This window comes from Streptomyces sp. NPDC003284 (assembly GCF_053589675.1).
The window spans coordinates 263,993-281,215 of the sequence record NZ_JBSFSI010000008.1 but is presented as its reverse complement, the minus strand read 5'-3'; the positions used below and the strand labels follow the sequence as shown (position 1 = coordinate 281,215).

The following is a 17,223-nucleotide window of genomic DNA, read 5'->3' as shown; positions in this document are numbered from 1 at the left end:
GACGATGGGCGACGGCACGGCGGCGACGGCGGACCTCGCGACACAGCTGGAGAAGCACCGCGTCGAGCTGACCGGTTACTGCTACCGCATGCTCGGCTCGTCCTTCGAGGCGGAGGACGCGGTCCAGGACACCCTGGTGCGCGCCTGGCGCAGCCACGACCGGTTCGAGGGCCGCTCCAGCCTGCGTTCCTGGCTGTACCGGATCGCGACGAACGTGTGCCTGGACATGCTGAAGGCGGGCGGCAAGCGGGCCAGACCGATGGACCTGACCGAGTCGGCACCGCTGGCGCAGGCGGCCCTGGCGCCCCGCCCGGACCATGTGTGGCTGGAGCCGGTGCCCGACAGCCGGGTGCTGCCCGCGGCCGGGGACCCGGCGGAGGCGGCCGTCGCCAAGGAGTCCGTGCGGCTCGCCTTCATGGCCGCGCTCCAGCGGCTGCCGCCCAAGCAGCGGGCCGTGCTGATCCTGCGCGAGGTGCTGGCCTGGCGGGCGAGCGAGGCCGCCGAGCTGCTCGGCACCACGGTCGCCTCGGTCAACAGCGCCCTCCAGCGGGCCCGCGCCACCCTCGCCGAGCGGGCGGAGAGCGGCGCGGACGCCGAGGTGTCCGACCCGCTGGACGAGGAGCAGCAGAAGCTCCTGGAGCGCTATGTGCAGGCGTTCGAGGGGTACGACATGACGGCGCTGACCGCGCTGCTGCACGAGGACGCGGTCATGACGATGCCGCCGTTCGACCTGTGGCTGACCGGGCCGTCCGACATCACCGGCTTCATGTCGACGATGGGCGCGGCCTGCGCGAACTCCCGGCTGGTGCCGGTGCGGGCCAACGGCCTGCCCGCCTTCGCCCAGTACAAGCCGGACCCGGAAGCGGGCGGCTACGCGCCGTGGGCGGTGCAGGTGCTGGAGATCTCAGCGGGCCGGATCACCGGGTTCCACTGCTTCCTGGACACCCAGCGGTGGTTCCCGCTGTTCGGGCTGCCTCTCCGTCTCGAAGGCGAGGCCGACCAGGTCGAGCAGCAGGGGTAGCGCGGGGTCGGGGTCGCGCAGCCGGATCCGGCCGCCGGACCGGCGGGCGGCCAGCTGGAGCCGTGCCAGCAGCTCCACGGCCCACAGGCCCGGCGGTCCCAGCCCGCCGACGTCGCAGACGACGACCCCGGGCGGCCCTCCCCCGTCCAGCAGCGAACGTACGGCGGCGCAGAGCCCGGCCACCTCGTCACGCGTGACGGGGCCGGTCAGCACGAGCACGGCGGGTGTCCTGGCATCCACGTGCGGTAGACGCCCGCGACGGCCCGGACTCATCGGCACACCCCGGACTCATCGGCACGGCCCGGCCCGAACTCCTTTGCGCGACCCGGTGTGTTCCGGTCCCGCGCCCACCCGGGGAGCACCCCGCGCCTCCTTGAGTACGCCCTTGAGTACGCGGTGTGAGTACGCGCGCCCATGTCCGGCCCGCCGTCGCCCGGCAGCATGCTGCCCATGACACGAGGTCCGCTCGCCCCGTCCGCCCCGCCCATGCCGCCCGCGCCGCCCGCGCGGCCCGTCGCGGCCGTCTCCGGTCCGCGTCCGGCCGGCCCGCGCCGTACCCGGGTGACGGTGGCCGTGGGGCTGACGGCGCTCGCCACCGTGCTCAGCCTCGGCGCGGGGCTGACGGCGCGGCAGTGGTGGGACGGCGACGCCTATCCGGTCGCCGACCCGGCCGTCACCGCCGACCGGCTGGACGCCCGCGCCCAGGAGGTCTACGCGGCCCTCGCCCTGCCGGACGCCGAGCTGGACGACGGGCCCACGAGCGGCCCGCGCCGCCGGGCCGAGTCCGACTGCCCCTACACCGGTCTGAGCCACCTGGCGGACCGGTTCAGCGACGCGCCGCCGCCGGACATGCCCGGCGTGGTCACCGTGAGCAGCGGGTGGACGCTGAAGAACGTCCCTGCCTCCGCGGGGCAGTCGGCGCTGCGGCGGGCGGCCACCGAGCTGCGGCGGCAGGGCTGGGACGTCACCGAGAACGCGACCGCCGACCGGAGGACCACCCTGCGGACGGTGCCGCCCGGCGGCGGCGCGACCCTGTACGCCAGGGCCCTCCCCGGCGGCCGGCTCGCCGTGTCCGCCGCCGCGGAGTGCGCCCGCTACCCGGAGACCACCCCGACCGGCGCGGACGGGAACCCCGAACTCCCGCCGCAGCGGCTGCCGGACGGCCTGCGCCGCTGACCCGGCGGCGACCGGGCGGAGATCACATTGACCGCCCGCCCTCCCCCGCCGGAGGGTGGGCGGCATGCGCCACGGACCCCCGCCGCTCCCGACACCCGCAGGACCCCCGACACCCGCAGCACCGCCGGCCGCCGAGGGGGCCGTGTGCAGGGGGTGCTGACCGGTTTCGCGGTCATCGCCGTGGTCATCGGCGTGGGGTACGTCCTGGGCCGGCGCGGCTCGCTCGGCGAGCAGGGCCGCGAGGTGCTGACCCGGCTGGCCTTCCAGGTGGCGACCCCGGCCCTGCTGTTCACCACGCTGGCCCGCGCCGATCTGTCCGTGGTGTTCTCCAGCCGGCTGCTGGTGACGGCGCTGAGCACGGCGGCGGCAGCGGGGGTGTTCGTCGCGGCCGGTGCCGTACGCCGCTGGGGCGTGGGCCGCACCACCATCGGCGCGCTGTGCTCCAGTTACGTCAACTCCGGGAACCTGGGCATCCCGATCGCCGCGTACGTCCTCGGTGACGCCTCCCTGGTGGCGCCGGTGCTGCTGTTCCAGCAGATCGTCGTCACCCCGGTCGCGCTGACGGTGCTCGACCTGACCGGCGCGGGCGACAAGGGGCCGCTGTGGCGGCGGCTGCTCACACCGCTGCGCAATCCGATCGCGGTGGGCGCGCTCGGCGGCGTCCTGGTCTCGGGGACGGGGCTGCCGCTTCCCGGCCCGGTGCTGGAGCCGCTGACCCTGATCGCCAACATGTCCGTCCCGGCCGTCCTGCTGGCGTACGGCATCGCGCTGCGCGGCAGCGCCGCACCCGGCCGGGGGCTCGACCGCCGGCCGGTGCTGCTGTCGGTGGCGTTGAAGGCCGTGGGCCAGCCCGTGGCCGCCTGGGCGCTGGCGGCGGGCGTCTTCGCACTGCACGGCGCCGCGCTGCTGGACGTGGTGGTGACCTCGGCGCTGCCCGCCGCGCAGAACCTCTTCACCTACGCGAGCCGGTACGGCGTCGGCGAGGACCTGGCCCGCGAGTCGATCCTGCTCTCGACGGTGCTGTCGGTACCGGTCCTGGTGGCGGTGGCGGCACTGCTGGGCTGACGGCACTGCTGGGGTGACGGCGCCTCAGCCCCGTACCGGACACCGGGATCCGGGCCCCGTACGCCGGACGGGACCGGCGGCGCTCCACCGGTCCCGTCCGTCCGCGTACGCGGGCCGCAGATCAGGCGATGCGCTCCAGGACCACCGGCGAGGCGCTGAAGTCCGTGCCCGCCGGGGCGACGTCGTAGGAGCCGGCCACGGCCTCCAAGGCGTACGCGAAGCGGTCCGGGGTGTCGGTGTGCAAGGTCAGCAGGGGCTGGCCCGCGGTGACCGGGTCGCCGGGCTTGGCGTGCAGTTCGACGCCCGCCGCCGCCTGCACCGGGTCCTCCTTGCGGGCGCGGCCGGCCCCGAGGCGCCAGGCGGCGACACCGACGGCGTAGGCGTCCAGGCGGGTGAGGACACCGGAGGAGGGGGCCGTGACGACGTGCTGCTCCCGGGAGGTGGGCAGCGCGGCGTCCGGGTCGCCGCCCTGCGCGGCGATCATGCGGCGCCACACGTCCATGGCGGAGCCGTCGGCCAGCGCCTTGGCCGGGTCGGCGTCCTTCAGACCGGCCGCGTCCAGCATCTCCCGGGCCAGGGCCAGGGTCAGTTCGACGACGTCGGCGGGGCCGCCGCCGGCCAGCACCTCGACGGACTCGCGGACCTCCAGGGCGTTGCCCGCGGTCAGGCCGAGCGGGGTGGACATGTCGGTGAGCAGCGCGACCGTCCGCACCCCGTGGTCGGTGCCCAGGCCGACCATGGTGGAGGCCAGTTCGCGGGCGTCCTCGACGGTCTTCATGAAGGCGCCGGAGCCGACCTTGACGTCCAGCACCAGCGAGCCGGTGCCCTCGGCGATCTTCTTGGACATGATCGAGGAGGCGATCAGCGGGATCGCCTCGACCGTGCCGGTGACGTCCCGCAGGGCGTAGAGCTTCTTGTCGGCGGGGGCGAGGCCGTCGCCCGCCGCGCAGATCACCGCGCCGACGCCGTCCAGCACGGACAGCATCTCCTCGTTGGACAGCAGGGCGCGCCAGCCGGGGATGGACTCCAGCTTGTCCAGGGTGCCGCCGGTGTGGCCGAGGCCGCGCCCGGACAGCTGCGGGACGGCCGCGCCGCAGGCGGCCACCAGCGGGGCCAGCGGCAGGGTGATCTTGTCGCCGACGCCGCCGGTGGAGTGCTTGTCGGCGGTGGGCCGCGACAGCGAGGAGAAGTCCATGCGCTCGCCGGAGGCGATCATCGCGGCGGTCCAGCGGGCGATCTCCCGCCGGTCCATGCCGTTGAGCAGGATGGCCATGGCGAGCGCGGACATCTGCTCGTCGGCGACCTCCCCGCGGGTGTACGCGTCGATGACCCAGTCGATCTGCTCGTCGCTGAGTCCGCCGCGGTCCCGCTTGGTGCGGATGACGGAGATGGCGTCCATGGCCATGGTTGTTTCGCTTCCTTCCGGGGTGCGAAGGGTGTTGTTCCAACGGGTGCGGCCCCTCTGCGCCGCGCCGGGCTCACCCGCGGGGGGCTGCGCCGGGCCGGGCGCCGAGGGGCCGTACACGGGTCACTTGGCGAGGTGCTCCGGCCCGAAGGCCTGCGGCAGCATCCGCTCCAGCGGCAGGATCCCGGCCGGGGTCTCCAGCAGCAGGTCCGGGCCGCCGAACTCGTACAGCAGCTGGCGGCAGCGCCCGCACGGCACGAGGATGTCGCCCTTGCCGTCCACGCAGGTGAAGTGGGTCAGCCGGCCGCCGCCGCTGTTCTGGAGCTGGGAGACCAGGCCGCACTCGGCGCACAGTCCGATGCCGTAGGAGGCGTTCTCGACATTGCAGCCGGTGACGGTGCGGCCGTCGTCGACCAGGGCGGCGACGCCGACCGGGTAGCCCGAGTAGGGGGCGTAGGCCCGGCTCATCGCCGCCCGCGCCGCCTCGCGCAGGGCCGCCCAGTCGACGCTCGGCGCGCTCTGTGTCACTTGCCCTGTCCCTTCCGGTACGGCAGTCCGTCCGCCTTCGGCATCCGCAGGTGCTGCGCGGACAGCGACAGCACCAGCAGGGTGACGATGTACGGGGTGGCGGTCACGACCTGCTTGGGCACGTCGCTGGTGCCGGCGTACCAGACGAACATCAGCGCCGAGATCACGGCGGTGACGACGGCCGGGACGAGCTTCTTGCGCCACACCAGGTACGCCACACCGAACACCAGCAGGATCGCCAGCAGCAGGATCAGCGCGTGGACGTTGGTGGTGCCGCCGCGCAGGTTCAGGCTGTCGGTGTAACCGAACAGCCCGGCGCCGAGGGCGAGGCCGCCCGGCATCCAGTTGCCGAAGATCATGGCCGCGAGGCCGATGTAGCCGCGGCCCGCGGTCTGGCCGTCGAGGTAGACGTTCGAGGCGACGATGGACAGGAAGGCACCGCCGAGACCGGCGAAGCCGCCGGAGATGATCACGGCCAGGTACTTGTACTTGTAGACGTTGACGCCGAGGGACTCGGCGGCCACCGGGTTCTCGCCGCAGGAGCGCAGCCGCAGCCCGAAGGCGGTGCGCCACAGCACCCACCAGGACAGGGGGACGAGGGCCACGGCGACGACGGTGAGCGGCGACAGGTCGGTGATCAGACCGCCGACCAGGCCGGCCACGTCGGAGACCAGGAACCAGTGCTTCTCGTTGAGGGTGTCCAGCCAGCCCGACAGGCCGGGGATGTCGAAGGTGCCCAGCGAGTCGATCGGCGGGGACTGCTTGGAGGAGCCCTGCGGGACGCCCTCGAAGGTGAACTTCGACAGGTAGCGGGTGGTGCCGAGGGCCAGGATGTTGATGGCCACACCGGAGACGATGTGGTTGACGTTGAACGTCACCGTGGCGACGGCGTGCAGCAGCGCGCCGAGGCAGCCGCCGATGATGCCGAACAGGACACCGGTCCACGGGCCCCACTGGTAACCGGCCCAGGCGCCGAACCAGGTGCCGAGGATCATCATGCCTTCGAGGCCGATGTTGACGACGCCCGCGCGCTCGGCCCACAGACCGCCGAGTCCGGCGAGGCCGATGGGCACGGCCAGGCGCAGCGCGGTGGACATCTGCCCGGTGGAGGTGATGCCGTCGGCGCCGGTGATCAGGCGGACGACGGAGGTCAGGACCAGGACGCCCGCGATGATCAGCAGGAGCACCGGCAGGGAGAACCGGCGGCTGCCCCGGCCGGGCTGCTTCGCCTGCGGCTTGGCGATGGTCGCGGTGGTCATCGGGCCGCCACCTCCTTCTTCTCGGAGTTGTTCTGGGCGGCGGCCACGGCGAGTTCCAGGCCGACCTGCTTCTGCTGGCGGCGCAGGCCCCACTGGCGTACGGCCTCGTAGGAGATGACGACCGCGAAGACGATCAGGCCCTGCATGATCGTGGCGATCTCCTTCTCGTACGCCACCGGGGTGGCGTAGTCGAGGGCGGGGGACGCCTTGTCGAGGAAGGCGATCAGCAGCGCGGCGACGGCGATGCCGACCGGGTTGTTGCGGCCGAGCAGGGCGATGGTGATGCCGGTGAAGCCGAGTCCGGTGGGGAAGCTGAGGCTGTAGGTGTGGGCGTCGCCGAGCAGCAGCGGCAGGCCGGAGAGGCCCGCGACCGCGCCGGAGATCAGCATGGCGGTGAGGACCATCTTCTTGGCGTCGACACCGGAGGCCGCGGCGGCGGACTCGGACTCGCCGGTGGCCCGCAGGTCGAAGCCGAAGCGGGTGCGGTTGAGGACGACCCAGTAGACGACGCCCATGACGATGGCGAGGAAGACCAGGCCGTAGATCTCGCCGACGTCCGAGCCGAGGTCGATGCCGGGGACCCAGCCGGAGTCCTTCATGATGCCGGTGGTCGAGTTGTTGCCGACCTGCACGCCCCACACGCTGTTCAGGGTGAGGTAGCCGATGAGGCTGGTGGCGATGGAGTTGAGCATGATCGTCGCGACGACCTCGCTCACGCCCCGGGTGACCTTCAGGACGCCCGCGATGCCGGCCCAGAAGGCGCCGGTGAGCATGCCCACGAGGAGCAGCACGGGGATCTGGAGGAAGGACGGCAGGGCGAGGTGGGCGCCGACCACAGCGGTCACCATCGCGGCGAGCCGGTACTGGCCGTCGACGCCGATGTTGAACAGGTTCATGCGGAAGCCGACGGCGACCGCGAGCGCGGCCAGGTAGTACATGGACGCCTGGTTCAGGATCAGCACCTGGACGTCGGAGTACCCGGCCTGCTGGAGCATCAGCGTGTACGGCTCGATCGGGTTCTTGCCCGAGGCGATCAGCACGACCGAGGTCAGTACGATCGCCGCGACGAGCGCGATGACCGGACCGGCCACCGCGAGGAGCACCCGCTCCTTGTCGAACTTCTTCATCGGGCCTCGTCCTCCGGACCGGCGTCGTCGGTGGTCTCTGCGGATTCCAGGTGGCCCGCGGCGGCACCCGTCATGGCCGAGCCCAGTTCCTCCGGGGTGATGGTGGCGGGGTCGGCGTCGGCGACGAACCTGCCGTTGTAGATCACCCGCAGGGTGTCGGACAGGCCGATCAGCTCGTCCAGGTCGGCGGAGATCAGCAGCACGGCCAGGCCCTCGCGGCGGGCCTCGCGGATCTGGTCCCAGATCTGCGCCTGGGCGCCGACGTCCACGCCCCGGGTGGGGTGGGCGGCGATGAGGAACTTCGGGCCGTGGCTCATCTCGCGGCCGACGATCAGCTTCTGCTGGTTGCCGCCGGACAGGGAGGCGGCGGTGACGTCGATGCCGGGGGTGCGGACGTCGTACTCCTCGACGATCCGGCGGGTGTCGGCCTGGGCGCCCTTGGGGTCGAGCCAGAAGCCCTTGGCGTTGGGGCGCTCGGTGACGTGTCCGAGGATGCGGTTCTCCCACAGCGGGGCTTCCAGGAGGAGGCCGTGGCGGTGGCGGTCCTCGGGGATGTAGCCGACGCCGGACTCGCGGCGCCTGCGGGTGGGCCAGGGGGTGATGTCCTCGCCGAGCAGGCTGATCGAGCCGGAGTCGGCGTGCTGGAGGCCGATGAGGGCCTCGATCAGCTCGGTCTGGCCGTTGCCCTCGACGCCCGCGAGGCCGAGGACCTCACCGGCGTGGATGGTGAAGGTGATGTCGTCCAGGACGGGACGGCCGCCCTCGGCCTCCAGGCGGAGCCGGTCGACGGTGAGCACGGGCCGGTCGGTGACCGTCGACTCGGCGGTCTCCGGCGTCGGCAGTTCGCTGCCCACCATCATCTCGGCGAGCTGGCGCGGGGTGGTCTCGGCGGGGACGGCGGTGCCGACCGTGGTGCCGCGCCGGATGACGGTGATGTCGTCGGCGACCGAGAGGACCTCGCCCAGCTTGTGGGAGATGAAGATGACGGAGAGGCCCTCGGACTTCAGTTCGCGCAGGTTGTCGAAGAGCGCGTCGACCTCCTGCGGGACCAGCACGGCGGTCGGCTCGTCGAGGATGAGGGTGCTGGCGCCGCGGTAGAGGACCTTGAGGATCTCCACCCGCTGGCGGTCGGCGACGCCGAGGTTCTCGACGAGGACGTCGGGGCGTACGCCGAGGCCGTACCGGTCGGAGATCTCCTTGATCTTCTTGCGGGCGGCGCCGCCGATGCCGTGCAGCTTCTCGCTGCCGAGGACCACGTTCTCCAGGACGGTCAGGTTGTCGGCCAGCATGAAGTGCTGGTGGACCATGCCGATGCCGCGGGCGATGGCGTCGGCGGGGCTGCCGAAGGCCACCTGTTCGCCGTCGACGGTGATGGTGCCCTCGTCCGGCTTCTGCATGCCGTAGAGGATCTTCATCAGGGTCGACTTGCCGGCGCCGTTCTCGCCGACGAGGGCGTGGACGGTGCCGCGGCGGACCGTGAGGCGGATGTCGTGGTTGGCGACGACTCCGGGGAACCGCTTGGTGATGCCCGCGAGCTCGACCGCGGCTGTCGGCTGAGCGGTGAGCGGAGGGCTGCTGGACGCGTCGATGGCGCACTCTCCTCAGGAAAGGGGCCGCTCTACGCGCGTAGCGCCCCTGCTTTACGTAGTGCCCGGAATCGATCGGATTTTTTCCGTCCCGATCTTTTCCGAGCATTCTGCCGCGCGAACGGGGTGCGGAGACCTGTCATGCCTCCCGCACCCCGTTCCCTGGCTGTGACGCTGCCACGCTGCCATCGCAGCGTCGCCCTGACCATGCCCGGGAAGGTTCCAGGCCGGTCACGACCGGGTCAGGAGGTCTTGACCTTGATGGCGCCGCTCTTGATGCCGTCCTCGGCCTTCTTCAGCGCGGCCTGGAGGTCGGCGTTGTTCTTGAAGACGGGGTTGGAGTCGGCCAGGCTCACACCGCCGGTGGACAGGCTGGCCCGGACCAGGCCGCTCTGCGGCTTGCCGTCCTTGACCGACTTGGCCAGGTTGAACACCGCGCCCTGGACGTCCTTCATGGCCGAGGTGAGGATCGAGTCCTTGTACTTCGCCAGCGCGTCCTGCTTGTACTGGTCGGAGTCGACGCCGATGGCCCAGATCTTGTGCGCGGCGGCGGCCTTGATCACGCCCTGGCCGGACAGGCCCGCGGCGGCGTAGACGACGTCGGCACCGGCGTCGATCTGGCCGTTGGCCGCGTTCTCGCCCTTGTCGGGGCTGGCGAAGCCGCCCTCGGCGGCCGTCTCGGTCAGGTACTGCGACTTGACCTTGACACCCTTCTTGGTGTCCTCGACGCCCTGCTTGAAGCCCGCCTCGAACTTGTGGATGAGCGGGACGTCCACGCCGCCGACGAAGCCGACGGTGTTCGACTTGGTGGTCTTGGCGGCGGCGACACCGGCGAGGTAGGACGCCTGCTCCTCGTGGAAGACCATGTCCACCACGTTGGACGCCTTGATCTGCTCGTCGTCGACGATGCCGAAGGTGACCTTCGGGTACTTCGCGGCGACCTCCTTGACGGCCGGCGCGTAGGCGAAGCCGACCCCGATCACCGGGTTGTAGCCCTGCTTGGCCAGGGTCTCCAGGCGCTGCACCTTGTCCGCGTCGGACTCGCCGTCCTGCGGCTCGACGGCCGTGCTCTTGTAGCCGAACTCCTTGTCGGCACGCTCCAGGCCCGTCGTCGCGGCGTCGTTGAAGGACTGGTCGCCCTTGCCGCCGACGTCGTAGGCCAGGGCGAGGCCGAGGTTCTTGCCCTCGCCGCCCGAGGACTTGCTGGACGAACTGCCACAGGCGGAGACGGTGACAGCGAGAGCTGCGGTTGCAACGCCCGCAACCGCGATACGGGACACCCGGCGCATGGAAGGAGACTCCTTTGTGCAAGCGCCCAAACCAGGCGCTGGTTCCGCCGCAGCGTAACGCGCGTAGACCAGACGGAAAACCCCTTCTGTCCCCTCCGTTACCGACCTGTGGCCGCACGGAGGCCGCCGCCGCGGCCGCCCTCACGGACAGCGCCGCGCCCCTCGCGCAAGGCGAGGGGCGCGGGCGCGGAAGCGGCCGGACAGGAGCCGGACAGGGGCCGGGGAGCGGCCCGGCAGGTCCCGCGCCCCCACCCGTCCGGACCACTCCAGGTCCTCCTCCAGGTCCTGCTCCACCCGCTACTTCACCTGCTGCTCCACCCGCTACTCCACGCGGACGGTGACCTTGCCGTCGACGATGTCCTGCTTCGCCTTGTCGACGGCGGCGACGACGTCCTTCATGGCCTGGTACTTCGGGTTGGAGTCGGCGAAGCCCACGGCGCCCGACTTCAGGTCGCCGCGCACCTCGCCGGTGTGCGGCTTACCGTCGACGACGGACTTGGTCAGGTCGTACACCGCGCCGCCGACGTTCTTCAGCGCCGAGCCGAGGATCCAGTCCTTGTACTGCGCGAGCGCCGACTGCCGGTACTGGTCGGAGTCGACCCCGATCGCCCACACCTTGTGCGCGGCGGCGGACTGGATGACGCCCTGCCCGGACAGGCCCGCGGCGGCGTACACGACGTCGGCCCCGGCCTCGATCTGGCCGTTGGCCGCGTCCTTGCCCTTGTCGGGGCTGGCGAAGCCGCCCTCCTGCGCGGTCTGCGTCAGATACTGCGACTCGATCTTGATCTTCGGGTTCACGGACCGGGCGCCCTGCTCGAAGCCGGCCTCGAACTTGTGGATCAGGGGGATGTCGACGCCGCCGATGAAGCCGATGTGGTTCTTCTTGGTCGTCTTCGCCGCGGCCACCCCGGCGAGGTAGGAGCCCTGCTCCTCGTGGAAGAGCAGGTCGGCGACGTTGGACGCCTTGACGGTGTCGTCGTCGACGATGCCGAAGGTGATCTTCGGGTACTTGGCGGCGACCTCCTTGACGGCCGGCGCGTAGACGAAGCCGACGCCGACGATCGGGTTGTACCCGGCCTTGGCGAGCTGCTCCAGGCGCTGCACCTTGTCGGCGGTGGACTCGCCGTCCTGCGGCTCGATGTCCCGGCCGCCGATCTTGAACTCCTTCTCCGCCTTCTCGAAGCCCGCGAAGGCGGCGTCGTTGAAGGACTGGTCGCCCTTGCCGCCGATGTCGTACGCCAGGCCGATGCCCTTGCCCGAGTACGCGCCGGAGGCGGAGGCACCGCCCCCCGAGTCGGTGCTGGACTTGCCGCATCCCGCGGCCAAGAGCGCGACGGCCGCGACAGCCACCGCGGCCTGGGAGAAACCGGTCCTCCGGGAGTTCGTACGCACAGCAAGCACCCCTTCTTGCCACGGCGCCGTCACCGGCGCGCGCCCCATGTGCCGCCCCTGGTGGCGAGTCCGGCGCACAGTAACGCGCGTAGAAGGAGGGGGGAACGGTGTTTTTCCGCGCCGTTACCGAACCGTGCCGCCGTGGGAGGGGTGCCCGGGGGCGCCCCTCCCACGGCGGTGCGCCGGACCCGGCTCAGTGCGTCGGGTGCAGCAGCGCCGCCGCCGTGAACAGCTCCACGCCCACGCGGATCGCGGACTCGTCGGCGTCGAAGTCGCCCTGGTGCAGGTCGCGCAGGGTGCGCTCGCCGGGGGTGCGGACGCCGAGGCGGGCCATGGCGCCGGGCACGTGTTCGAGGTACCAGGAGAAGTCCTCGCCGCCCAGGCTCTGCTCGGTGTCCTCCACGGCGGACGGGCCGCGCCGGGCGGTCATGGCCTCGCGCAGCAGTTCGGTCGCGACCGGCTCGTTGACCACCGGGGGGACACCGCGCACGTAGTTGATCTCCGACTTGGCCTTGTGCAGGTTGGCGACCTCGTCGATGGCGGCGACCACGATGTCCGGGGCGTGCCGCCACGCCTTGATGTCCAGGCAGCGCACGGTGCCGGACAGCTCGGCGTGCTGCGGGATCACGTTGGGCGCGTGCCCGGACTCGATGCGGCCCCAGGTCACGGCGAGTCCGGCGCGGGTGTCGATGCGGCGGCCGACGAGGGCGGGCACATCGGTGACGACGCGGGCGGCGGCGGTGACCAGGTCGGTCGTCAGGTGCGGCCGGGCGCTGTGCCCGCCGGGGCCGTCGAGCGAGACCTCCAGGCGGTCGCAGGCGGAGGTGATGGCGCCCTGGCGCAGGCCGATCGTCCCGGCGTCCACGCGCGGGTCGCAGTGCACGGCGAGGATCCGGCTGACGCCGCCGAGCACCCCGGCCTTGATCGCCTCGGTGGCGCCGCCGGGCAGCACCTCCTCGGCGGGCTGGAAGACCAGCCGCACGGGGCGGGCGAGCAGGCCCTCGCGGTGCAGCTCGGCGAGGACGAGTCCGGTGCCGAGCACGACGGTGGTGTGCACGTCGTGGCCGCAGGCGTGGGCGCGGTCGGGCACGGTCGAGCGGTAGGGGCTCTCGCTCTTGGTGTCCGGGATCGGCAGCGCGTCGATGTCGGCGCGCAGCGCGAGCATGCCGTGGGCGGCGTCCGGCTCGGTGGCGTTCTCGTCGATGCCCGTGTCGTCCTCGGCGTCCTTGCCGATGTCGCAGACGAGGCCGGTCCCGGAGGGGAGCACCCGGGGCCTGAGGCCCGCCTTCTCCAGCCGCGCCTTGATCGCGGCGGTGGTGCGGAACTCCTGGTTGCCTAGCTCCGGGTGCATGTGCAGGTCGCGGCGGAACGCGACGAGTTCGGCGAACAGCGCCTCCGGCAGTGTGCCGGGCAGGGCGTTCTCCGCGGGATGATCGGCCTCGGACTCTGGGGACATCAGTTGGTTCACCCTCTGAAGGGTATGACGCCGGGACGGTCAACTGCCCCTCGTTCAACAAAAGTTCAGCCCGTCAGGGGAAGAAGAACCGGCCGTCGGCGCATAGGCGTCGAATGGGATGGGTACACTCGCCCGTCCTGCTCGGCCGAGTGCACCGCTTTTGTTCTTTTCTCCAGGCATACCACGTGCCGTCCGGATCACGCCCGAAATGTTCACCTGCTGGACGTCCGGACGGCCCGTGTCACCCCTCCCCCCGGGCCGCGCGGCACGACGCGGGCCGTCCCGGCGGAGGCCGCAGGGCGCCTGAGGTCAGGGCGCCTGCGGTGCCTGCCGGCCGGGCAGTGCCGTGCCCGCGACCCGGTGCACACCGCGCGCGGTGCCGGTCACCCCGGAGAGGAAGCCCTCGGCGCGCGGGGAGGCCGTCGGTGTCAGCCAGCTCGGGTCGATGTCGCAGACGGCGACCCGCACCCCCGTGCCCTCCAGGGCCAGCGGCAGCGTGTGCACGACCGTGGAGGGGAAGCTGAGGACCGTACGGCCGATGGGCCCGCGGCGGGCGGTCAGCTCCAGCGGCAGTTCGGGGCGGACCACCTCCAGGCCGGTCTCCACCGCGAGCCGGTGCAGCTTCTCGGTGCTCTCGCGGCGGTGCGCGAAGTAGCGCCCGGCGCCGTGCGCCCCGGCCAGCGCGCGGACGGCGGCGAGATAGCGGTCGCAGTCCACCACGCCGGTCTCCACCAGGGAGGTGCCCACGAGGTCGGCGCCGGTGGTGACACGGGGTGGCCCGAAGCGGGTCCGGGTCCACACGAACCGGTTCGCGGTGACGCTCACCCCGTCCGGGACCGTGTCGATCGGCATGGAGGAGAAGACCTCCACCCGCCGCCCGTCCCGCCCGGCGGCGCCGGGTGCGAGCCGACGGCGGGCGGCGGCGGACACCGGGGCGAACAGCAGGTCGCGGGGGCCGGGCCGGCCGCCCTTGCGGTGCCAGCGCACCAGCCGTTCGCCGCGGCTGAGCTGGGCGGTGAACTCCATGGTCGCGGTGCCGTCGTCCACGACCACCAGATCGGGCGCCCCGGTGATCGTCAGCAGCAGCTGCACATAGCGCGAGAACGGGTCGCCCATCACCACCCGCTCCGCCTGCCGCAGCCGTCCCGTCAGCGCGCCGATGGTCCTGAACGGCGCCGAAGCCCCGCCCCGCGCCTCCTCCCACCGCACTTCGTACCCCTCGTCCCGGGCCAGTTCGGCCATGCGCCGCAGCTGGCCCCGGGTCATCGGGTCGGTCGGGGCCAGGACGACGACGGTGAGCAGGTCGCGGGCGGCCCCGGCGGCCCTGTCCGGCGAGGTGTCGTCCCCGCTGTCCGTGGCCGGGCGCCGGACCTCCGCCGAAAGACCGTGGGCGTGGGCCCACTCCAGAACGTTCAGGAGCTGGACCGGGCTCTCGACGAAGGCGAGGGTGCGGGTGGGAGCGGGAGCGGGAGCGGGGCCGGCGGGGCCGGCGGCGGGGCTCATCGGCGTACGACCGTTCCGTCGCGTGAGGGTGCGGGGGCGGGCGGGCTCGGTCTCACACCGCGACCGGCTCGCCCGCCGCCGCGGCGATCTCCGCCTCGGCCACCACACCGGTGACGCGGCGCAGCTTCTTCATCGGGCCGTGCTCGGAGTCGTAGACCTTCTTCACGCCGTCGCCGAGCGATGCCTCGATGGTGCGGATGTCGCGGACGAGGCGGGTCAGGCCCTGCGGCTCGACGGAGGCGGCCTGGTCGGAGCCCCACATGGCGCGGTCGAGGGTGATGTGCCGCTCGACGAAGGCGGCACCGAGGGCGACCGCGGCGAGGGTGGTCTGCAGGCCGGTCTCGTGGCCGGAGTAGCCGATCGGGACGTTCGGGAACTCCTTCTCCAGCGTGTTGATCACGCGGAGGTTCAGTTCCTCGGCCTTGGCCGGGTAGGTGGAGGTGGCGTGGCACATGAGGATGTTGTCGGAGCCGAGGACCTCGACCGCGTGCCGGATCTGCCGGGGGGTGGACATGCCGGTGGAGAGGATGACCGCGCGGCCGGTGGCCCGCAGGGCGCGCAGCAGCTCGTCGTCGGTCAGCGAGGCGGAGGCCACCTTGTGGGCGGGCACGTCGAACTTCTCCAGGAAGGCGACGGCCTCGGTGTCCCACGGGGAGGCGAACCAGTCGATGCCCTTCTCCTTGCAGTACGCGTCTATCCGGCGGTACTCGTCCTCACCGAACTCCACGCGGTGGCGGTAGTCGATGTAGGTCATCCGGCCCCAGGGGGTGTCGCGCTCGATGTCCCACTGGTCGCGCGGGGTGCAGATCTCGGGGGTGCGCTTCTGGAACTTGACGGCGTCGCAGCCTGCTTCGGCGGCCACGTCGATCAGCTTGAAGGCGTTCTCCAGCTCTCCGTTGTGGTTGATGCCGATCTCGCCGCAGATGTAGACCGGGCGGCCGGGGCCGACCTCGCGCGAACCGAACGTGCGCAGGCGGGAGTGGGTGCTCATCAGGGGGTTTCCTTACTGGGGGAGGGAATCGAGGGTGGGGCCGAGGATCCAGTCGGCGATCTCGCGGACGGCGCCGTCGCCGCCGGGGACGGTCGTGACCGCGCGGGCGGCGGCGCGTACGGCGTCGTGGGCACCGGCGACCGCCACGGGCCAGCCGACGAGGGCGAAGCACGGGAGGTCGTTGACGTCGTTGCCGACGTAGAGGACACGCTCGGGGGCGATGCCCTGCTCCTCGCACCACTGCTTGAGCGCGAGGTCCTTGCGGTCGATGCCGTGCAGCACCGGCAGTGCGAGCTTGCGGGCGCGGGCGGCGACGACCGGGTTCTGTTCCGTGGAGAGGATCAGCATCTTCAGGCCGCTCCTGCGCAGCGCCGCGATGCCGAGGCCGTCGCCGCGGTGCACGGCGACGAGCTCCCGTCCGTCGGAGTCGATCAGCACCCGGTCGTCGGTCTGGGTGCCGTCGAAGTCGAGGACGACCGCGTCGATGTCGGCGGCGGTCGGGAGGGGGCCCGCGGGCACCCCGGCCGCGTCGAACAGCGGCGCGAGGGCGCGGGCGCGGGCCAGGTCGTGCGGGTCGTCGATCTCCAGGACGCGCGCCGGGTCGGTGCGGACCGGTTCGGTGCGGCCGAAGAAGCGGTGCCGGCGGGCGCGGAAGCCCGCCGCGTCCATCGCGTACGCGGCGCCGGTCTCCAGCAGGTCCTGCGGGCGGTCCTGGCGGCGGGGGCGGAAGGACTTGTCGTGGTTGACGCCGTAGCCGCCGGTCGCGGGGGTGGCGGGCGCGATGGTGGCGGCACCGGCGCGCGGGCCGTCCGCGCCCCCCGCCGCGATCGCGGCCGCGCCGGTGTACGCGGGATCGGCCGCGCCGGTGTACGCGGGTTCGGCCGCGCCCGCCGCGTCCTCGGCGGACCGCCACAGGAAGCCGTGGAAGGGCGCCACGGTCACCGCCGTGTCGGCGCCGTCCTCGACGACCGCGCGGGCGACCCCGTCGACGTCCTCACCGGTCAGGAACGGGCTGGTGCACTGCACCAGCAGGACCACGTCCACCACCGCGCCGTGCAGCGTCTCGTGGGCGTCCAGCGCGTGCAGGACGGCCGCCTCGGAGGTGGCGGTGTCGCCCGCTATCGCGGCCGGCCGCAGCACCACCTCGGCGCCCGCCTCGCGGGCCACCGCGGCGATCGCCCGGTCGTCGGTGGAGACCACGACGTCCGTCACCAGCCGGGCGGCCCGGCACGCACGCACCGCGCGCGCCACCAGCGGGACACCGCCCACGGGGGCGAGGTTCTTGGCGGGCACGCCCTTGGAGCCGCCGCGGGCGGGTATCACCGCGAGCACACGGCGCGCCGGGGCGCCCTGGCCCGCTTCCGGGTGGGACATGACTTCTGCTCCTTGACGTGGGGCCGGACCGCCCGCGTACGGGACCGGACG

15 protein-coding genes are annotated in these 17,223 nt (G+C 72.5%); 3 read left to right on the top strand and 12 right to left on the bottom strand.

What is annotated here, in order from left to right:
- The first annotated feature begins 4 nt into the window (after positions 1-4).
- Positions 5-1,021 carry a sigma-70 family RNA polymerase sigma factor gene (locus tag ACWDYF_RS19650; RefSeq protein WP_389469716.1) on the top strand — a complete coding sequence of 339 codons (1,017 nt, stop codon included), beginning with the start codon at positions 5-7 and terminating at the stop codon, positions 1,019-1,021.
- Here the strand turns inward: ACWDYF_RS19650 and ACWDYF_RS19645 are convergent.
- Positions 905-1,294 (bottom strand): STAS domain-containing protein, encoded by a 390-nt coding sequence (locus tag ACWDYF_RS19645; RefSeq protein ID WP_389469719.1) that lies wholly within the window; start codon positions 1,292-1,294, stop codon positions 905-907. The two genes, ACWDYF_RS19650 and ACWDYF_RS19645, sit on opposite strands and share 117 nt — an antisense overlap.
- Positions 1,295-1,471: 177 nt before the next feature.
- Between ACWDYF_RS19645 and ACWDYF_RS19640 the strand changes: the two genes are divergently transcribed.
- Positions 1,472-2,197, top strand: a complete 726-nt coding sequence (locus tag ACWDYF_RS19640; protein ID WP_389469723.1) for a hypothetical protein — start codon at positions 1,472-1,474, stop codon at positions 2,195-2,197.
- A 144-nt stretch (positions 2,198-2,341) separates the two neighbouring features.
- Positions 2,342-3,262 (top strand): AEC family transporter, encoded by a 921-nt coding sequence (locus ACWDYF_RS19635; protein WP_381736621.1) that lies wholly within the window; start codon positions 2,342-2,344, stop codon positions 3,260-3,262.
- A 121-nt stretch (positions 3,263-3,383) separates the two neighbouring features.
- On the opposite strand, the gene ACWDYF_RS19630 is transcribed toward ACWDYF_RS19635, so the two are convergent.
- From ACWDYF_RS19630 to ACWDYF_RS19580, 11 genes are all read right to left on the bottom strand, one after another.
- Positions 3,384-4,667, bottom strand: coding sequence for a thymidine phosphorylase (locus tag ACWDYF_RS19630; protein WP_018565040.1), 1,284 nt, complete (start codon positions 4,665-4,667; stop codon positions 3,384-3,386).
- A 123-nt stretch (positions 4,668-4,790) separates the two neighbouring features.
- The gene (locus tag ACWDYF_RS19625) at positions 4,791-5,195 is read right to left on the bottom strand and encodes a cytidine deaminase (RefSeq protein ID WP_381736623.1); all 405 of its coding nucleotides are present in this window, start codon (positions 5,193-5,195) and stop codon (positions 4,791-4,793) included.
- Positions 5,192-6,454: an ABC transporter permease gene (locus ACWDYF_RS19620; protein WP_018565038.1), complete on the bottom strand. Its 1,263-nt coding sequence runs from the start codon at positions 6,452-6,454 to the stop codon at positions 5,192-5,194. The genes ACWDYF_RS19625 and ACWDYF_RS19620 overlap by 4 nt, the downstream gene beginning before the upstream one ends.
- Entirely contained in the window at positions 6,451-7,581 is a 1,131-nt protein-coding gene (locus ACWDYF_RS19615) for an ABC transporter permease (protein ID WP_037887894.1), read from the bottom strand. Before ACWDYF_RS19615 ends, ACWDYF_RS19620 begins: the two co-directional genes overlap by 4 nt.
- Positions 7,578-9,170, bottom strand: a complete 1,593-nt coding sequence (locus ACWDYF_RS19610; protein WP_051115744.1) for an ABC transporter ATP-binding protein — start codon at positions 9,168-9,170, stop codon at positions 7,578-7,580. The genes ACWDYF_RS19615 and ACWDYF_RS19610 overlap by 4 nt, the downstream gene beginning before the upstream one ends.
- Positions 9,171-9,409: 239 nt before the next feature.
- Complete coding sequence (locus ACWDYF_RS19605; protein WP_018565035.1) at positions 9,410-10,456, bottom strand: BMP family lipoprotein; 1,047 nt, start codon at positions 10,454-10,456, stop codon at positions 9,410-9,412.
- Positions 10,457-10,777: 321 nt separating this feature from the next.
- Positions 10,778-11,806, bottom strand: coding sequence for a BMP family lipoprotein (locus tag ACWDYF_RS19600; protein ID WP_381736841.1), 1,029 nt, complete (start codon positions 11,804-11,806; stop codon positions 10,778-10,780).
- A 235-nt stretch (positions 11,807-12,041) separates the two neighbouring features.
- Positions 12,042-13,304 (bottom strand): amidohydrolase, encoded by a 1,263-nt coding sequence (locus ACWDYF_RS19595; RefSeq protein WP_381736842.1) that lies wholly within the window; start codon positions 13,302-13,304, stop codon positions 12,042-12,044.
- Between the two features lie 309 nt (positions 13,305-13,613).
- Positions 13,614-14,807, bottom strand: a complete 1,194-nt coding sequence (locus tag ACWDYF_RS19590) for a hypothetical protein (RefSeq protein WP_389469729.1) — start codon at positions 14,805-14,807, stop codon at positions 13,614-13,616.
- 52 nt (positions 14,808-14,859) lie between these two features.
- Complete coding sequence (locus ACWDYF_RS19585; protein WP_018565031.1) at positions 14,860-15,798, bottom strand: N-acetylneuraminate synthase family protein; 939 nt, start codon at positions 15,796-15,798, stop codon at positions 14,860-14,862.
- A 12-nt stretch (positions 15,799-15,810) separates the two neighbouring features.
- Positions 15,811-17,172 carry a cytidylyltransferase domain-containing protein gene (locus tag ACWDYF_RS19580; RefSeq protein ID WP_389469732.1) on the bottom strand — a complete coding sequence of 454 codons (1,362 nt, stop codon included), beginning with the start codon at positions 17,170-17,172 and terminating at the stop codon, positions 15,811-15,813.
- Between the last annotated feature and the right edge of the window lie 51 nt (positions 17,173-17,223).

Excerpts from the sequence above, each read along its gene's own strand:
- ACWDYF_RS19650 (WP_389469716.1), top strand. The coding sequence starts at position 5 with ATGGGCGACGGCACGGCGGCGACGGCGGACCTCGCGACACAGCTGGAG.
- ACWDYF_RS19595 (WP_381736842.1), bottom strand. The coding sequence starts at position 13,304 with ATGTCCCCAGAGTCCGAGGCCGATCATCCCGCGGAGAACGCCCTGCCC.
- ACWDYF_RS19630 (WP_018565040.1), bottom strand. The coding sequence starts at position 4,667 with ATGGCCATGGACGCCATCTCCGTCATCCGCACCAAGCGGGACCGCGGC.
- ACWDYF_RS19620 (WP_018565038.1), bottom strand. The coding sequence starts at position 6,454 with ATGACCACCGCGACCATCGCCAAGCCGCAGGCGAAGCAGCCCGGCCGG.
- ACWDYF_RS19645 (WP_389469719.1), bottom strand. The coding sequence starts at position 1,294 with ATGAGTCCGGGCCGTCGCGGGCGTCTACCGCACGTGGATGCCAGGACA.
- ACWDYF_RS19590 (WP_389469729.1), bottom strand. The coding sequence starts at position 14,807 with ATGAGCCCCGCCGCCGGCCCCGCCGGCCCCGCTCCCGCTCCCGCTCCC.
- ACWDYF_RS19640 (WP_389469723.1), top strand. The coding sequence starts at position 1,472 with ATGACACGAGGTCCGCTCGCCCCGTCCGCCCCGCCCATGCCGCCCGCG.
- ACWDYF_RS19615 (WP_037887894.1), bottom strand. The coding sequence starts at position 7,581 with ATGAAGAAGTTCGACAAGGAGCGGGTGCTCCTCGCGGTGGCCGGTCCG.
- ACWDYF_RS19605 (WP_018565035.1), bottom strand. The coding sequence starts at position 10,456 with ATGCGCCGGGTGTCCCGTATCGCGGTTGCGGGCGTTGCAACCGCAGCT.
- ACWDYF_RS19580 (WP_389469732.1), bottom strand. The coding sequence starts at position 17,172 with ATGTCCCACCCGGAAGCGGGCCAGGGCGCCCCGGCGCGCCGTGTGCTC.
- ACWDYF_RS19585 (WP_018565031.1), bottom strand. The coding sequence starts at position 15,798 with ATGAGCACCCACTCCCGCCTGCGCACGTTCGGTTCGCGCGAGGTCGGC.